The following is a 17,010-nucleotide window of genomic DNA, read 5'->3' as shown; positions in this document are numbered from 1 at the left end:
ATGGAAAACACCCGCATTCGCGTGGGCGAAGCGCCGTTCAACGTCGGCGACGAGTATCAGTGGCTGGCGCAGTGCGACGCCGACGGCGCGGTGGTGACCTTCACCGGCAAGGTGCGCAACCATAACCTCGGGGACGACGTCAGCGCGCTGACGCTGGAACACTATCCCGGCATGACCGAGAAGGCGCTGGCGGAGATCGTGGCCGAGGCGCGCAGCCGTTGGCCGCTGCAGCGCGTGACGGTGATCCACCGCGTCGGCGCGCTGTATCCCGGCGACGAGATCGTGTTCGTCGGCGTGACCGGCGCGCACCGCGGCATGGCGTTCGCCGCCAGCGAGTTCATCATGGACTACCTGAAGACCCGCGCGCCGTTCTGGAAGCGCGAAGCGACCGGCCAGGGCGATCGTTGGGTGGACGCTCGAGACAGCGATCGTCAGGCCGCGCAGCGCTGGCACGACGCGGCTAAATAACGCCTCAACAGCGGAAACAAATCAAGACCTTTGCCGCTTTCGCGCGGCCTATTCTGTGGTACGCTTATAGCAGGCGAAGCCCCGTTTACGGGGCTTCGGAATCTTGTTTACAACGCAAAAGGTAACCGTCATGGACCGATATCCACGCTCTAATGGTTCAATCGTCGAACGTGCCAACAGCGGCATTCAGGCCTACATGGCGCAGGTTTACGGCTGGATGACCTGCGGTCTGCTGCTGACGGCGTTCGTTTCCTGGTATGCGGCCAATACGCCCGCGATCCTCAACTTCATCTTCTCCAGCCAGATCACCTTCTTCGGTCTGATCATCGCCCAGTTGGCGCTGGTGTTCGTGATTTCCGGCATGGTCAACCGCCTGAGCGGCGCGGTGGCCACCTCGTTGTTCATGCTGTACTCGGCGCTGACCGGGCTGACGCTGTCGAGCATCTTTATCGCGTACACCTACAGCTCGATCGCCAGCACTTTCGTAGTCACCGCCGGCATGTTCGGCGCGATGAGCCTGTACGGCTACACCACCAAGCGCGATCTGAGCGGCTTCGGCAGCATGTTGTTCATGGCGCTGATCGGCATCGTGCTGGCTTCGCTGGTGAACATCTGGCTGAAAAGCACCGCGCTGATGTGGGCGATTACCTACATCGGGGTGGTGGTGTTCGTCGGCCTGACCGCGTACGACACGCAGAAACTCAAGGCGATGGGCGAGCAGCTGAACGCCGATGATAAAGACGGCTTCCGCAAGTACGCCATCGTTGGCGCGCTGACGCTGTATCTCGACTTCATCAACCTGTTCCTGATGTTGCTGCGCATTTTCGGCAACCGCCGCTAAATCCGTCGTCTTTCATGCCTTAGGGTATTTGGCGATCAAAAAGCTCTGCATGTGACATGCAGAGCTTTTTTTATGCGATCTTGCGGCGGAACAGCGCGTAGGCGGCGCTGCCGGTGGTGGCGGTGATCACCAGCAGCGGCCACAGGCTGCGCCAGATAATGCTGAAGCTGGCGTCCTTCAGGTAGATCTGCTTGGTGATGTCGGTGAAGTGGCGTATCGGGTTCACCCAGGTCAGATCCTGCAGCCACACCGGCATATTCTCCACCGGCGAGACATACCCCGAGAGCAGGATCGCCGGCATCATGAACACGAACACGCCGATAAACGCCTGTTGCTGAGTGGCGCACAGCGACGAGATCAGCAGGCCGAAACCGACCAGCGACAGCCCGTAGATCAACATGGTGGCGTAGAACAGCAGTAGCGATCCGGCGAACGGGATCTGATACAGGAAGATGCCGATCAACAGCACGATGCTGGCCTGGAAGCTGGCGACGATCAGCGCCGGCACCGCCTTGCCGATAAAGATCTGCCAGGTGGTGAGCGGCGAGACCAGCAGCTGTTCCAGCGTGCCCTGTTCACGTTCGCGCGCCACCGACAGCGAGGTGACGATCAGCACGCCGATGGTGGTGATCATGGCGATCAGCGACGGCACCACGAACCATTTGTAGTCCAGATTCGGGTTATACCAGTTGCGCACCACCAGTTCGCTGTTGTTGGGTTTGGCGCGCTTGCCGAGCAGCTCGTTCTGATATTCCTGCACGATCTGCTGCACGTAGTTGGCGGCGATCTGCGCGCTGTTGGAGTTGCGCCCGTCGAGCAGCAGCTGCAGCGGCGCGGTGTTGCCGGCGGCGATATCGCGTGAGAACTGCGCCGGGAAGCGGATCAGCAGCAGCGCCCGCTGGTTGTCGATGGTGGTCTTTATCTCCTGCGGATTGCGCAGCAGCAGGACATGGGAGAAGGCTTTGGCCTTGGCGAAGCGTTGGGTCAGCTCCACCGATGCTTGGCCGCTGTCCTCGCTGTAGACCGCGATGGTGGCGTTGGTGACTTCCAGCGTCGCGGCGAACGGGAACAGCAGCACCTGCAGGATCACCGGCATGATCAGGATGGCGCGGGTTTGCGGATCGCGCAGCAGCGCCTGCATTTCCTTGATGATGAGCGTCAACAGACGGTGAAACATCACTCTTTCTCCTTAATCCAGCCGGCGCTGGGTTTTCCAGGCCGTCAGGCCAATGAACACCACGGCGGAAGCGATCAGGAACAGCAGATTGATCGCCAGCACGGTGCCGACGTTGCCCGCCAGGAACAGCGTTTGCAGCGTGCTGACGAAGTAACGCGCGGGAATGATGTAGGTCACTGCGCGTACGATGGCCGGCATGCTGTCGATCTGGAAGATGAAGCCGGACAGCATGATCGACGGCAGGAAGGCGGCGTTCAGCGCCACCATCGCCGCGTTGAACTGGTTGCGGGTGAGGGTGGAGATCAGCAGGCCCATGCCGAGGGTGCTGGCGAGGAACAGGCTGCTGATCAGCAGCAGGATCAGCAGCGAACCGCGATAGGGCACGCCGAGCACCCAGACCGCCACCGCCATGCACAGCGCCATGGCGATCATGCCGAGGAAGTAATACGGGATCAGCTTGGAGAGCAGCAGCTCGCTGCGCGTCACCTGGGTGGAGAGCAGGGCTTCCATGGTGCCGCGCTCCCATTCGCGGGCGATCACCAGCGAGGTGAGAATGGCGCCGATCACCGTCATGATGATGGTGATGGCGCCGGGAATGATGTAGTGCCGGCTGATGGCCGCCGGGTTGAACCAGTAGCGCATCTGCACGTCAATCAGCGGCTTGTCGTTGCTCCCCCGATCGGCGGCGCGCTGCTGCTGCCAAACTTGCCATACGCCCTGGGCATAGCCCTGCACGAAGTTGGCGGTGTTCGGCTCGCTGCCGTCGGTGATCACCTGGATAGGGGCGCTGTCGTGCGGGCGCGCCATGCGCTGGTCGAAATCCACCGGGATCACCACCAGGCCGCGGATCGTGCCGGCCTGCATCTGCTGGATCAGCTGCTGGCGGTTATCGCTGATGGTCGGTTCGATATAGGGCGAACCGGCGAAGGCGTGGGCCAGATCGCGCGCGTCTTCGCTCTGTTGCTCCATCAGAATGCCCAGATGCAGCTTGCTGGAGTCCAGGTTGATGCCGTAGCCGAAGATAAACAGCAGCATCAGCGGGATAACGAAGGCGATCAGGCCGCTGCTGGGATCGCGCAGTATTTGCCGCGTCTCCTTCAGGCACAGCGCGCGCAGTCGGCGCCAGGAGAAGCCGCCGTCGTCGATTGGGGCTCGGTTGTCGCTCACCGCGGTTCCTCCTCGTCGTAGCCCTGCACCAGTTCGATAAACGCCTGTTCCATCGAGGGGTTGGGGTTGTCGTCGCGCGCTACCTGTTGTTTGAGATCGTCCGGCGTGCCGGCGGCGATGATCTTGCCGCGATACACCAGGCCGATGCGGTCGCAGTATTCCGCCTCGTCCATAAAGTGGGTGGTCACCATCACCGTGACGCCTTTGTCGACCATGCCGTTGATGTGCAGCCAGAACTCGCGCCGCGTCAGCGGATCGACGCCGGAGGTCGGTTCGTCGAGGAACAGAATATCCGGTTCGTGCATCAGCGCGCAGGCCAGCGCCAGGCGTTGCTTGAAGCCGAGCGGCAGGGCATCCGGCGTCTGATCGAGGATCGGCGCGAAGTTGAAGGCGCGGGACATCTCGTCGATTTTGTCGCGCTGCGCCTTGCCGCTCAGGCCGTAGACGCCGGAGAAGAACTTCAGGTTCTGCGCCACCGTCAGGTTGCCGTACAGCGAGAATTTTTGCGCCATGTAGCCGAGGCGTTGGCGCGCCTTGCCGGAACTGGTCTTCAGATCCATCCCCAGCACCAGCGCCTTGCCGCCGGACGGCACCAGCAGGCCGCACATCATTTTGAAGGTGGTGGACTTGCCGGCGCCGTTCGGGCCGAGCAGACCGAAGATTTCGCCGCGCCGTACCTGAAAATCGACGTGATCGGTGGCGGCGAAATCGCCGAATTTCTTGGTCAGCTGCACCGCTTCGATCACCGTTTCACCGCTTTCTCCGTCAACGGTCGGCATGATCTCCGCCAGCGCCGAGCGATGGTTGGGGCCGCCGCCGAGCAGATCGATAAACGCATCCTCGAAGCGCGGATCCGCTTCGTCCAGTTCGGCGTCCGGCAGATCCAGCGCCTGCAGCAGCTGCCGGTGATCTTCGCCTTCTTTCAGGATCAGGCGCAGGTACTTGCCCTGGATCACGCCGTCGGTGACCGCCGGCAGGCAGATCGCCCGCTGCAGCAACGATCGATGGCTGCCGGGCGGCGCGGCGATCAATACCGTGCGTCCGGCCATGCGCTGGGTCAGATCCTGCGGCGCGCCGCTGAACAGCAGCTCGCCCTCGTTGAGCAGCAGCACTTCGCGACACTGCTCGGCCTCGTCGAGATAAGAGGTGCTCCACAGGATCAACATGCCGTCATTGGCCAGCTCGTGCACCATGCGCCACAGCTCGCGGCGCGAGATCGGATCGACGCCGACGCCCGGTTCGTCCAGCAGCAGCACCTGGGGTTCGCCCACCAGCGTGCAGGCCAGTCCCAGTTTTTGCTTCATGCCGCCGGAAAGCTTGCCCGCTAGACGCTCGGTGAAGCGGGTCAGATCGGTGAATTTCAGCAGCCGTTCGAAGGTCTGGCGGCGAAGATCGCCGGTGACGCCGCGCAGATCGGCGTACAGCGTCAGGTTCTCCATCACCGTCAGATCCTCATACAGCCCGAACTTCTGCGGCATGTAGCCGAGGATCGCATGCAGTTGGCGATCCTGGCCGATCGGATCCAGCCCGGCGACCCGCAGTTTGCCGCTGCTGGGCTTCAGCAGCCCGGCCAGCATGCGCAGCAGGGTGGTTTTGCCGGCGCCGTCCGGGCCGACCAGCCCGATGACCGCGCCGCTGCGCAGGGTGGTGGTCAGGCTGGCGACCGCCGGTTTCTCAAGCGACGGGAAGCGCTTTTCCAGCCCTTCCAACTCGATGGTGTGCGCCTGTTCCATGGCCGGCCTCAGGGTTTGGCGAAGCGCAGGGTGACCGGCATGCCCTGACGCAGCGCATCGTCGGCGTCGGTGACGATCACCCGCAGGCGGTACACCAGATCGGTGCGCAGATCCGGCGTTTCAACGCTTTTCGGCGTGAACTCTGCGGTTGGCGAGACGAAACCGATCTTGCCGTGGTAAGGCTTGTCGGGGCGGCCGTCGGTGTAAATTTCCAGCTCGGTGCCGGGCACCGCCTGGTTCAGGCTGGTCTCGTTGACGTAGGCGCGCACCCACACCGGCCGGGTCAGCGACAGGGTGAACACCGTGCCGCCGGCGCCGAGCATGGTGCCCGGCTCCACCGCGCGGGTCAGCACCGTGCCGGCGGAAGGGGAGAGCAGCGTGGCGTCTTGCAGGTTCAATTGCGCCTGCGCCAACGCCGCTTCGCTTTGCGCCACCTCGGCCTTGGCCTGTTCAATCTCTTGCGGGCGGTTGCCGCTGCGGTATTGCGACAGTTTGTCCTTCGCCGCCTGCAGGTTGGCCTGCGCCTGGTTGCGGGCGGTGCGCGCATCCTCCAGCGCGTCGGCGGAGGTGGCGTTTTTCGCCCACAGCCCCTGCTGGCGCTTCAGGAAACTGTCGGCGTAGGCGAAAGCGGACTGGCGCTGCGCCATTTCTGACTGCACCTGGGCTATCTCTTCGCTGCGATAGCCGGCCTGCAGCAGCGACAGTTTGGCGCGCGCGCTGCCGACGTTGGCTTCGGCCTGTTGCAGCGCATTGCGGTAGGGAGCATCGTCCAGTTTGCCGAGCAGCTGGCCCGGCTGAACGGTATCGCCTTCATCCACCGTCAGCGACGCCAGGCGGCCGTCGACGCGAAAGCCGAGGTTGACCGTGCGGATATCGACGTTGCCGTACAGCGTCAGCGGCCGCTCCTGCTGTTGTTGGTAATGCCATACCCCGTAAGCGACGGCCGCGATCAGCAGAATCAACAACACGATCAAGGCACTGCGTTTTTTGTTCATAACACTCCCTGCCTGAATTTACGCGCCGTGACGTTGGCGCAGCCCAATAACTAAAATCTCGATATGCTCGCTCAGCACCGCCGCGATTTGCGCCGCTTCGCCCTCGCCAATCTCTTGCCAGCCGGCCTGACGGCGGATGGTCTCCCGCGCTACGCGGAACGACAGCACCTCGCCGATCAGCGCATGGGTATGCAACACGAGGCGGGCAGCGCGTTCGTCGATGCCGGTGGCGGCCGACAGCAGGCGGCACAGCCGTTCGTGCATCGGCGCGATCACCTGGCGGTGGATCAGCGGGTAGGCGTCGGTTGGGGCGAGCTGTTCGCGCGACATGATTTTGCTCAGATTCAGCGTGTGCGGCTGGGTCATCAGTTCGCTGAAGGCCAGCAGGCCACGCTGCAGCAAACGCAGCGCTGCGTCGGGCGATCGCTGTGCGGCAGGCTGCTGCCCAAAGCGATCGGCCTCTTCGGCCAGCGGGGCGAACGCCTGCTGGATGAAATCGGCGAGCGACTGCGCCACGGCCAGATACAGCCCCTCTTTGGAGCTGAAGTAGTAGGTGATGGCGGCGATATTCTGGCCGGCGCGCTGGGCGATATCGCGGGTGGTGGCGCCCTGCAGGCCGAATTCGCCGAACAGGTCGGTCGCCGCGGCGAGCAGTTGCCGACGCGTTTGCTCGCCGCGCGCCCGGCCGGCGGCCTGATGAGGGACGGAAGCTGGCATGGGGCACGCTCAAAGTTAATCAATCATATGATTAACTTTATGCCAGATTGTTTAAAACGCAACCGCTAACCACAATGAGTTATGTGACCGACTTCAGATAATGCTGAATTTACGGCAGATTGTGCTCTCTGCACGTAAAAGTGCTTTTTATTGCGCGACTTCTGTTACAATCGCCGCCTGGTGCACTGCAGTTTGTGCCAATCCCTCGTGGTCATGCTTAATGCCCCGTCTGATCATCCTCCCAGGAAACTGCACCGAACACTGTTAGGTTAGGGGGGATCTGGAGTTTTTCTCTTTATGTCATTTGAAACCCTCGGCTTAAGTGCTGAAATTGTGCGCGCTGTTGAAGAACAGGGCTATCGCGAACCGACGCCAATTCAGCGTCAGGCTATCCCTGTCGTGCTGGAAGGTCGTGACCTGATGGCCAGCGCCCAGACCGGCACCGGTAAAACCGCCGGTTTTACCCTGCCGCTGTTGCAGCTGCTGAGCAAGCATGACCATCCGGTCAAAGGCCGTCGCCCGGTGCGCGCGCTGATCCTGACGCCAACCCGTGAGCTGGCGGCGCAGATCGGCGAAAACGTTGATGCCTACAGCAAACACCTGCGCCTGCGTTCGCTGGTGGTGTTTGGCGGCGTGAGCATCAACCCGCAGATGATGAAGCTGCGCGGCGGCGTCGATATCCTGGTGGCGACGCCGGGCCGTCTGCTGGATCTGGAACATCAGAACGCGGTTGACCTGTCCAAAATCGAAATTCTGGTGCTGGACGAAGCGGACCGCATGTTGGACATGGGCTTTATCCACGACATCCGTCGCGTGCTGGCCAAGCTGCCGGCCAAGCGCCAGAACCTGCTGTTCTCCGCAACCTTCTCCGACGACATCAAGGCGCTGGCCAACAAACTGCTGCATAACCCGGCCTCGGTGGAAGTGGCTCGCCGCAATACCGCGTCCGAGCAGATCGAGCAGAGCGTGCACTTCGTCGACAAGAAGCGTAAGCGGGAACTGCTGTCGCAGATGATCGGCGAAGGCGACTGGAAACAGGTGCTGGTCTTTACCCGCACCAAGCACGGCGCCAACCACCTGGCGGAACAGCTGAACAAAGACGGCATCACCGCCGCGGCGATCCACGGCAACAAGAGCCAGGGCGCCCGAACCCGTGCGCTGGCCGATTTTAAAGACGGCCGCATCCGCGTGCTGGTGGCGACCGACATTGCGGCGCGCGGTCTGGATATCGACCAGTTGCCGCACGTGGTGAACTACGAGCTGCCTAACGTGCCGGAAGACTACGTGCACCGCATCGGCCGCACCGGCCGCGCGGAGCGCACCGGCGAAGCTATCTCGTTGGTGTGCGTGGATGAGCACAAGCTGCTGCGCGACATCGAACGTCTGCTGAAGCGTGAAATTCCGCGCATTGCGCTGCCGGGCTACGAGCCGGATCCGACCATTAAGGCCGAGCCGATCATCAACGGCCGCCAGGGCGGCGGACGCGGTGCGCCGCGCGGCAACGGCGGCGGCCAACGTTCCGGTAACGGCGGCGGTCAGCGCAGCGGTAACGCCAACGGCGGCCAGCGTGAAAACCGTGGCAACGGTAACGGCAACGCTCGCCCGCAGGGTGATGGCCAGCGCCGTTCTGGCGCGCCGGCCTCGCGTCGCCCGCGCAACCGCAAACCGGCCGAATAAGCCCGATTGCGCAAAAGCAAGCCGCCTGTATGGGCGGCTTTTTTTTGCCTGGCGGAACGGCATTTTCGTACTAGGCTGGACGGTGGCTACCCCTACATTCCAGGAGACGGAGATGAAATTGAAGTGCGCAATTCTCGATGACTATCAGCAGGTGGCGCTCAACATGGCGGATTGGTCAGCGCTGACCGATCGGGTGGTGGTGTCGGCCATCAGCGCGCACTTTACCGATGAGGCGGAGCTGGCGGTGCATCTGCAGGAATGTGACATTCTGGTCATCATGCGCGAGCGCACGCCGATAACCGCCTCGCTGCTGGCGCGGTTGCCGCAACTGAAACTGCTGATCACCTCCGGCATGCGCAATGCCGCTATCGATCTGGCCGCCGCCGCCGAGCGCGGCGTGGTGGTGTGCGGCACTGCCAGCGGGTCGGCCGCGCCGATGGAGCTGACCTGGGCGCTGCTGCTCGGGCTGGCCAAGCATATCGTGCCGGAAAGCGCAGGGCTGCGGAACAACGGCCCGTGGCAGTTGGGCTTGGGCGTCACGCTGCAGGGGAAGACGCTGGGGCTGCTGGGGCTGGGTAAGATCGGCGGCCAAATGGCCAAGGTGGCGCAGGCGTTCGGCATGCGGGTGCTGGCCTGGAGCCAGAACCTGACGGCGGAACGGGCAGCGCAGGAAGGCACCCTGCTGGCGCCGTCCAAGCGGGCGCTGTTCGAGCAGAGCGATTTTGTCTCCATTCACCTGGTGCTGAGCGATCGCAGCCGTGGGTTGGTGGGGCGCGACGAATTGACGGCGATGAAACCCACCGCTTACCTGATCAACACCTCGCGCGCGGGGATCGTCGATCGGGCGGCGCTGGTGGACGTGCTGCAACAGCGGAAGATCGCCGGCGCCGGGCTGGACGTGTTCGAGACGGAGCCGCTGCCGGCCGACGATGTGTTTCGTCAGCTGCCCAACGTGCTGGCGACGCCGCATGTGGGTTACGTGGCGGAGGACAACTACCGCGCCTACTTCACCGAGGCGGTCGAGGACATTGCGGCGTTTCTCGCCGGCCAACCGATCCGTCGGCTGGGCTGACGGCGTTTTTAATGCCCGCAGAGGCTTGTCTGGCGCGGGCATTCACCCGTATCATTGCGGGTCTTTTTTTAGCTGGGATTGGTCATGCGCGTATTATTGGCTCCGATGGAGGGCGTTCTCGACTCTTTGGTGCGTGAATTACTCACCGAAGTGAACGACTACGATCTGTGCATCACGGAATTTTTGCGCGTGGTCGATCAGCTGCTGCCGGCCAAGTCGTTCTACCGGCTGTGCCCGGAGCTGCGTCACGCCAGCCGCACGCCGTCGGGCACGCTGGTGCGGGTACAGCTGCTGGGGCAGTACCCGCAGTGGCTGGCGGAGAACGCCGCGCGCGCGGTGGAATTGGGCTCTTACGGCGTCGATCTCAACTGCGGCTGCCCGTCCAAGCTGGTGAACGGCAGCGGCGGCGGGGCGACGCTGCTCAAAGATCCGGAATTGATCTACCAGGGCGCCAAGGCGATGCGCGCGGCGGTGCCGGCCCATCTGCCGGTCACGGTGAAGGTGCGCCTGGGCTGGGACTCTTCCAATCGCAGCTTTGAAATCGCCGATGCGGTGCAGCAGGCGGGCGCCAGCGAACTGACGGTGCACGGTCGCACCAAAGAGGACGGCTATAAGGCGGATCGCATCAACTGGGCGGCGATCGGCGAGATCCGTCAGCGGCTGAGCATCCCGGTTGTCGCCAACGGCGAGATCTGGGATTACCAGAGCGCGCAGGATTGCCTGCAGACGACCGGCTGCGACGCCATCATGCTGGGGCGCGGCGCGCTCAACGTGCCGAACCTGAGCCGGGTGGTGAAATATAACGAACCGCGCATGCCCTGGCCGCAGGTGGTTGAGCTGCTGCAAAAATACGTCCATCTGGAAAAGCAGGGCGACACCGGCCTGTATCACGTGGCGCGCATTAAACAGTGGCTGGGTTATTTGCGTAAAGAATATGATGAAGCAACTGAACTGTTCAGCGAAATACGCGCGCTGACGACGTCCGGGGATATTGCGCGCGTCATCTGCCGCAGCTGAAAATAAACCCGCGCGTGGCGGGTTTATTTAAATCGGCATTATCAGGCGGCTTTATCAAGTCTGTTTAATTCTATCTCGATATCCTGAATGGTTTTTTCCAGTCCTTCCAGACAGGCGCCCTGTTTATTCAATAGGTCGTTAATGGCTTCGGCGAATGCCTTATTTTTGCATTCCCCCTGATCGAAGGCCAGCCAGTGTGCGGAGAGCGTCTCGATATTCGACTGCGCGTAGTGGCGCATTTCCTTCAGCTGGGAAGCGACATTGCGTAAATTATCCAGCTGCGCCTGTGCATTTGCATTGTTGCTCATGAATTTCTCCTTGAGTTGGCCGTTAAATAATTTCGACTGCGGGATCAAGCTTACCCCATTTAAATAAAAATATCACCCTGAGTGGTCTGGGTGGTTATTTTTTGGTGGGTGTGACTATATTTATTGTTCGGTTGAACAAGGACTTGGGTGGAATTGTAAAAATAGATAAATAAGGTGTTTTTGGCGATTATTTTCGGCCATCCCGTTCGGGATGGCCGTTATTCTACCCCTTAAGCGTGAGGCCGACTATGCCGCGTCCGCCAGCATAAACATGCCGTAGGGGTGAATTTCCAGATAATACTGCTCGCCGACGTTCGGTTGCAGGCGGGTGGCGTTAACCTGCAGCAAAATCTGTTGCCCGTGCCACGCCACCGTCACCTCATACTGCGGCCCCATGTAGGCGACATGCTGGATCTCGCAGCGCTGGCTTTCATCGCCATGCTCGCTCAGCGTGATCGCTTCCGGCCGCACGCCCACCGTGCCGGCGCCCTGGGCGGCAAAGTGCGCGGGGCGCGGCAGGCGATAGCCGCTGATATCGACATGATCGGCGCTGAAGCTGGCCGGGAACAGGTTGGCGTCCCCCATAAAGCTCGCCATAAAGCGCGAGGCGGGTTGCCGATAGAGATCCTGCGGCGAGCCCATCTGCATGATATGCCCCTTGTTCATCACCAGTACGGTGTCGGAGACTGCAAAAGCCTCGCTCTGATCGTGGGTGACGTACAGCGACGTGATATCAAACTGCTTTTGCAGCTCGCGGATCTTTTCGCGCATGCTGCGGCGCAGGTTGGCGTCGAGGTTGCTCAACGGCTCGTCGAACAGCAGCACTTTCGGCTTGAGGATCAGCGCGCGCGCCAGCGCCACGCGCTGCTGTTGGCCGCCGGAGATCTGATCGACATAGCGATCGTCGAACCCCGCCAAGTCCACCATCGCCAGCGCTTCCTGCACGCGCGCTTTCACTTCGGCGCGCGGAATGCCGAGCATCTTCAGGCCATAGCCGACGTTCTCCCCCAGCGACATGTGCGGGAACAGGGCATAAGACTGGAATACCATGCAGATGTCACGCTGCTGGATGGAACGATGGGTGACGTCTTCACCATCAATGAATATCTGCCCGTCGCTCGGTTTTTCCAGCCCGGCGACCAGGCGCAAAATGGTGGTCTTGCCGCAGCCGGAAGGGCCGAGTAGCGTCACCATTTGCCCCCGTGGGATGGTGAGCGTGATGTTATCGATTACCGTGTTGCTGCCGAACCGTTTGGAGACGTTACGCAGTTCAACGAAATTTTTCTGGCTCATCATGGGCTCCATTACGCCTGGTTTTTGGCTTTTGAACGGGAGATGCGTGCCTCGCCGATCAGCCAGTCAAAGAGGAAAATAATCGCCAGCATCACCACGATCAGAATTGAACCGTAGGCGATCGCCACGCCGTATTCGCCGTCTTCCACGCGGTTGAGGATGTAGGCGGTGGCCACGCGGGTATCGGGGGTGACCAGGAAGACGATGGCGCTGACGGTGGTGATGGCGCGCACGAAGCTGTAGATCAGCGCCGACAGGATAGCCGGGCGCAGCAGCGGCAGCAGGATGTGCGTGATGGTGCGCAGCGAGCCGGCGCGCAGGCTGAGCGAGGCTTCGTCCAGCGATTTGTCTATCTGGCCCAGCCCGGCGATCCCGGCGCGAATGCCCACCGGCACGTTGCGCATCACCATCGAAATAATCACGATGGCGGCCGTCCCGGTGAGGTACACCGGCGCGCCGTTAAAGGCGAGAATGTAAGAGACGCCCGCCACGGTGCCCGGCACCGCAAAGCACAGCATGGTGGTGAACTCGATGGTCTTTTTGCCCTTGAACTGCTGGCGCACCACGATCCAGGCGATCAGCAGGCCGAACGCGGCGGTGATCGGCGCGGCGATCCCGGCGTACAGCAGCGTATCGAGCAGCGAAGGCCACGCGCCGTCGCTCATGCCCTGGCCGAACAGCTTGATGAAGTTATCCAGCGTCAGCGTGTAATCCACCCCCCAGTTGACGGTGAAGCTGCCGTAGAAAATGCTGCCGTAAAGCAGGGCGTTAAAGGCTATCCACACCGCCAGCAGCGCGATCACGCTCCATACCAGCGTGACCGGCAGCGGCTGTACGTCGCCGCGATAGGATTTGCCGGACACGGTGACGTAGGAACGCTTGCCGATCCACATATACTGGATGCAGAACACCAACAGCGAGAACAGCAGCAGGAAGGCGCCGAGGGTGCTGGCGGCCTGATAATCGAGCTGTGAACCGGTAATGTAGAAATAGATTTGCGTCGCCAGCACGTCGAAGTTGCCGCCGAGCACCAGCGGGTTGCTGAAATCAGCCAGCGATTGCACCACCACGATCAGAAACGCGTTGGCCAGCGCCGGTTTCAGCAGCGGCACGAACACGCCGTTAAAGGTTTGCCAGCGGCTGGCGCGCAGGGTGTAGGAGGCTTCTTCCAGCGAAGGATGAATGGTCTTGATCGCGCCGTCGAGGATCATGAATGCCATCGGAGTGAACGCCAGCACCTGCGCCAGCCAGATGCCGGTAAAGCCGTACAGCCAGTTGGTGTTGGTCAAACCGAACCAGGCCACCATCCACTCGGTGACGTAGCCGGAGCGCCCCATCATCAGCGTGATGCCCAGGCCGACGACGAACGGCGGCGTGACGATGGGCAGGATGGAGAAGATGCGGCCGATAATGGCGCTGCGCCTGGCGACGCGGGTGGTGTAAATCGCCAGCACCAGGCCGAAAAAGGTGCAGCCGGCGCCCACAGCGATCGACAGGGCGATGGAGTTGAGGATCACCTGAATGATATGCGCCTGCGACAGCACGTTCATAAACGCCAGCGGCGCGAACGCGCCCGTCTGGTCGGTGAACATCGGAATGAAAATCGCGATGCTCGGCCAGACGATAAAGACGCCGATCAGCGCCACGATGGTGACCAGCGCGCCGATCACGAAACGGTCGCCCCCCAGCCAGTCGAGGCGGGTCAGCGCCAGCGTCATGATGGCGCCCAGCGCGGTCAACTGCACCAGGGTGGCGTAGCCTAAACCGCGTCCCGCCACCGTGGCGCTGACAACGATAAAGGCCATGCACAGCAGCGCCCAGCCGGCATCGAGCGCGTGGCGGCGCCGCTGCTCACGGCCCGCCGCAGCGTAAGGGCGCAGCAGCAGCAGGCTCGGCAGCAGGCACCAAAGCCAGCTGATATTGCGGTGTGACCAGCCATAGGCCGCGAGGATCTCTTCGCCGGTGGACTCCAGCAGGCCGTAATCCAGGCTCCAGCTCGGCAGCAGGGCGAACGCCAGCCAGCCAAGCAAAACCCAAAGGGATATCGCATCTCGTTTTTTCACGAGATGGAGTGCATGTGTATGTGACATAAGTTTCCCGGATGTTCAGGCCGGGCAAGCCGTGAGGCTTACCCGGCAACAGGCGCAGAATGTGGGCTTATTTACCCATCTTGACTTCGCTGACCCATTTATTGATCAGCGCCTTGCGGACGTCGGTCGAACCGTACTTGTCCATGTCGTAGTTGATCAGCTTCAGGTCGTCGAGCTTCAGCGAGTTCGGCGAGGTGTCGGCGGTGGTGTTGGTCAGGATCTGATAGGACTTGCCTTGCTTCCACGCCAGCTCCTGCGCCTCTTTCGACAACACCCAGTCCACGAACAGCTTGGCGTTGTCGAGGTTGCGCGCGCCTTTGAGGATGCTGACGCCGCCGATTTCGTAGCCGGTGCCTTCGCAAGGCGAGATCAGCTCCAGCGGCGCGCCCTGTTCCTTTTCGAGCGAGTAGTCATGCAGGAAACCGATGCCGATCGCCGTTTCACCGCGGGCGGCGTTGCGCGCCGGGGCAATGCCGGATTTGGTGTACTGCGAGACGTTGGCGTTCAGCTGCTTGAGGTAATCGAACGCCTGATCGTCTCCCCACAGCTGGGCAAAGGTCGCTAGCGCGGTGTAGGCGGTGCCGGAGCTTTGCGGATCGGCGATTTGAATCTCGCCTTTGTATTCCGGTTTGGTCAGGTCTTTCCAGCACTTGGGCACCGGCAGGTTTTTCTCTTTCAGGCGCTGGGTATTGACGCCAAAGCCGAGAATGCCGACGTAGACCGCCGAGGAGTAGTTGCCTTTCAGCTTGGCCGGATCGCGGAATTGCGTCATCACCTGGTCGAGATTCGGCGATTTGTACGGCTGCAGCAGCCCCATTTCACCGGCCTGGGATTGCGGATCGAGCGTGCCGCCGTACCAGACGTCCGCCTGCGGGTTCTTCTTCTCGGCGTCCACTTTCGCCAGCGTACTGCCGGATCCGTTGCGGATGAACGCGGTTTTCACGTCATATTTCTCGCCAAAGGCTTTGGTTTCCGCTTCGCACATTTCATTGGTGGCGCTGCAGTAGACCACCAGGCGGCCCTTGGCGTGCGCGGCGCCGCTCAGCGTGGCCAGCGCGATGCCGGACGCTATCAAGGTAGTGACCCACGTTTTTTTCATTGTTTTATCCTTCTCTCGGTAGAGGTGGTAACGCTCGCCATCAGCAGCGGCATCAGCAATAAACCCATAAGAACGGCGGCGATCGACAGCAAACTGAACATGCCTGACCAGCCGTAGCCTTCGATGACCCGCGACAGCGGCCAGCCCGCCAGCGCTGCCCCCAGGTAGGCGAACAGGCCGAGAAAGCCGGTGATGGAGCCCGCGGCGCCTTTGTGCCCGCATTCCACGGCGGCGAGGCCAATCAGCATCTGTGGGCCGAAGACAAAAAAGCCCACCGTAAAGAAACAGCCCGCCAGCAGCGTGTAGTGATGCACCGGCGCCAGCCACAGCGCGGCGACGGAAACCATCAGCCCGAGCGTGAACAGCAGAATCATCGGCGCGCGCTGCCCGCCGAACAGCACATCCGAGCCCCAGCCGGCGAACAGCGCGCCGAGCAGGCCGCCTATCTCGAACAGCATCACCGTCGCATTGGCGCTGAGCAGGTTGACGCCGTGGCTTTCCGTCAGCCACAGATTGCCCCAGTCGTTCAAGGCGATGCGGATCAGATAGACCAGCACGTAAGAGACGCCGAGCAACCAGATCATCGGGTTGTTCAGCATCGTGGCGCGCAACATTCGCCACAGCCCCATCGGCGGGCTTTGCTGTTCCTGGCGCAGCTCCAGCGGATCGTGGCGCCACTGGCCGACCGACGGCAGGCCTTCTTCCTGTGGCGTGCCTGTCAGCTGCCGCGTGAGCCAGATGCCCAGCACCATGCTGACGGCCCCCGGGATCAACATCGCCGCCTGCCAGCCCCAGCGCTGGGCGGCGAAGGCGCTGATCAGCGGCACAATCGCGCCGCCGAGGTTGATCGACATATTCCAGCAGCCCCACCAGAAGCCGCGTTCGTTGCGCGAATACCAGTGGGTCAGCAGCCGCGCGCAGGGCGGCCAGCCCCAGCCCTGAAAGAAGCCGTTCAGCGCCCAGACCGCCAGCAGCAGCGTCAGCGATTCGCCGAAGGCGAATGCCACGTTCAGCAAACCGGTGGCGAACAGGCCGATCCCCATAAACCCGCGCTGCCCATGGCCGTCGTGCCACAACCCGGCGACGAATTTTGACAGGCCGTAGCTCAGATAAAACAGCGAGCCGAGCAGGCCGATGTCTCCTTTATCCAGCCCCAAATCCGTTTGCAGCGCCGGCAGCACGTAATTCACGCTTTTGCGCGTCAGGTAAAAGGCGGCATACCCGATGACCATGTACAGCAGCAGCCGCGGGCGCAGCGCGCGGTAGCGATGATCGATTTCAGATGCCGAGCGTGCTTGCATAGCCGCCTCCCTGGTGCTGACTATAAGAAGGTGAAAAGGAAAGGGGATGAGAGAA

General features: G+C 62.0%; 15 protein-coding genes. 5 read left to right on the top strand and 10 right to left on the bottom strand.

Features of this window, described 5'->3' with window-relative positions; translation table 11 throughout:
• Window positions 1-468, top strand: a complete 468-nt coding sequence (gene moaE / locus IMX17_RS12000; RefSeq protein WP_033642239.1) for a molybdopterin synthase catalytic subunit MoaE — start codon at window positions 1-3, stop codon at window positions 466-468.
• Window positions 469-598: 130 nt separating this feature from the next.
• Window positions 599-1,309 carry a Bax inhibitor-1/YccA family protein gene (locus IMX17_RS11995; RefSeq protein WP_004939761.1) on the top strand — a complete coding sequence of 237 codons (711 nt, stop codon included), beginning with the start codon at window positions 599-601 and terminating at the stop codon, window positions 1,307-1,309.
• A gap of 70 nt (window positions 1,310-1,379) precedes the next feature.
• Here the strand turns inward: IMX17_RS11995 and IMX17_RS11990 are convergent, their stop codons facing one another.
• From IMX17_RS11990 to cecR, 5 genes are read right to left on the bottom strand one after another with little or no spacing between them, the layout of a single operon-like run.
• Window positions 1,380-2,486: an ABC transporter permease gene (locus IMX17_RS11990; protein WP_042783886.1), complete on the bottom strand. Its 1,107-nt coding sequence runs from the start codon at window positions 2,484-2,486 to the stop codon at window positions 1,380-1,382.
• A gap of 12 nt (window positions 2,487-2,498) precedes the next feature.
• On the bottom strand, window positions 2,499-3,653 hold the full coding sequence (locus IMX17_RS11985; protein ID WP_182264943.1) for an ABC transporter permease: 1,155 nt from the start codon (window positions 3,651-3,653) through the stop codon (window positions 2,499-2,501).
• Entirely contained in the window at window positions 3,650-5,386 is a 1,737-nt protein-coding gene (locus IMX17_RS11980) for an ATP-binding cassette domain-containing protein (RefSeq protein WP_099785322.1), read from the bottom strand. Before IMX17_RS11980 ends, IMX17_RS11985 begins: the two co-directional genes overlap by 4 nt.
• Before the next feature lie 8 nt (window positions 5,387-5,394).
• Window positions 5,395-6,381: a secretion protein HlyD gene (gene hlyD / locus IMX17_RS11975; protein ID WP_164057429.1), complete on the bottom strand. Its 987-nt coding sequence runs from the start codon at window positions 6,379-6,381 to the stop codon at window positions 5,395-5,397.
• A gap of 18 nt (window positions 6,382-6,399) precedes the next feature.
• Entirely contained in the window at window positions 6,400-7,098 is a 699-nt protein-coding gene (gene cecR, locus IMX17_RS11970) for a transcriptional regulator CecR (RefSeq protein ID WP_182264942.1), read from the bottom strand.
• A gap of 297 nt (window positions 7,099-7,395) precedes the next feature.
• Between cecR and rhlE the strand changes: the two genes are divergently transcribed.
• The 3 genes from rhlE (at window position 7,396) to dusC (ending at window position 10,864) form a co-directional block, all read left to right on the top strand.
• Window positions 7,396-8,775: an ATP-dependent RNA helicase RhlE gene (rhlE, locus tag IMX17_RS11965; protein ID WP_042783890.1), complete on the top strand. Its 1,380-nt coding sequence runs from the start codon at window positions 7,396-7,398 to the stop codon at window positions 8,773-8,775.
• A gap of 112 nt (window positions 8,776-8,887) precedes the next feature.
• Window positions 8,888-9,847 (top strand): D-2-hydroxyacid dehydrogenase family protein, encoded by a 960-nt coding sequence (locus IMX17_RS11960; RefSeq protein ID WP_182264941.1) that lies wholly within the window; start codon window positions 8,888-8,890, stop codon window positions 9,845-9,847.
• An 84-nt stretch (window positions 9,848-9,931) separates the two neighbouring features.
• Complete coding sequence (dusC, locus tag IMX17_RS11955) at window positions 9,932-10,864, top strand: tRNA dihydrouridine(16) synthase DusC (protein WP_033652368.1); 933 nt, start codon at window positions 9,932-9,934, stop codon at window positions 10,862-10,864.
• Between the two features lie 41 nt (window positions 10,865-10,905).
• Here the strand turns inward: dusC and IMX17_RS11950 are convergent, their stop codons facing one another.
• From IMX17_RS11950 to uhpC, 5 genes are all read right to left on the bottom strand, one after another.
• Complete coding sequence (locus tag IMX17_RS11950; protein WP_033642249.1) at window positions 10,906-11,172, bottom strand: hypothetical protein; 267 nt, start codon at window positions 11,170-11,172, stop codon at window positions 10,906-10,908.
• A 246-nt stretch (window positions 11,173-11,418) separates the two neighbouring features.
• A complete protein-coding gene (fbpC, locus tag IMX17_RS11945; protein ID WP_033642250.1) occupies window positions 11,419-12,465 on the bottom strand; it encodes a ferric ABC transporter ATP-binding protein in 1,047 nt (348 codons plus the stop codon).
• Window positions 12,466-12,476: 11 nt separating this feature from the next.
• On the bottom strand, window positions 12,477-14,555 hold the full coding sequence (locus tag IMX17_RS11940; protein WP_193549805.1) for an iron ABC transporter permease: 2,079 nt from the start codon (window positions 14,553-14,555) through the stop codon (window positions 12,477-12,479).
• A 67-nt stretch (window positions 14,556-14,622) separates the two neighbouring features.
• Window positions 14,623-15,654, bottom strand: coding sequence for an ABC transporter substrate-binding protein (locus IMX17_RS11935; RefSeq protein WP_182264939.1), 1,032 nt, complete (start codon window positions 15,652-15,654; stop codon window positions 14,623-14,625).
• Window positions 15,651-16,979 (bottom strand): MFS transporter family glucose-6-phosphate receptor UhpC, encoded by a 1,329-nt coding sequence (gene uhpC / locus IMX17_RS11930; protein WP_370571315.1) that lies wholly within the window; start codon window positions 16,977-16,979, stop codon window positions 15,651-15,653. The genes IMX17_RS11935 and uhpC overlap by 4 nt, the downstream gene beginning before the upstream one ends.
• Window positions 16,980-17,010: the final 31 nt, after the last annotated feature.

The organism is Serratia sp. X3, from assembly GCF_014982455.1.
Taxonomy (GTDB): Bacteria; Pseudomonadota; Gammaproteobacteria; order Enterobacterales; family Enterobacteriaceae; genus Serratia; species Serratia ureilytica.
This window is presented reverse-complemented; position numbering and strand designations above follow the sequence as displayed.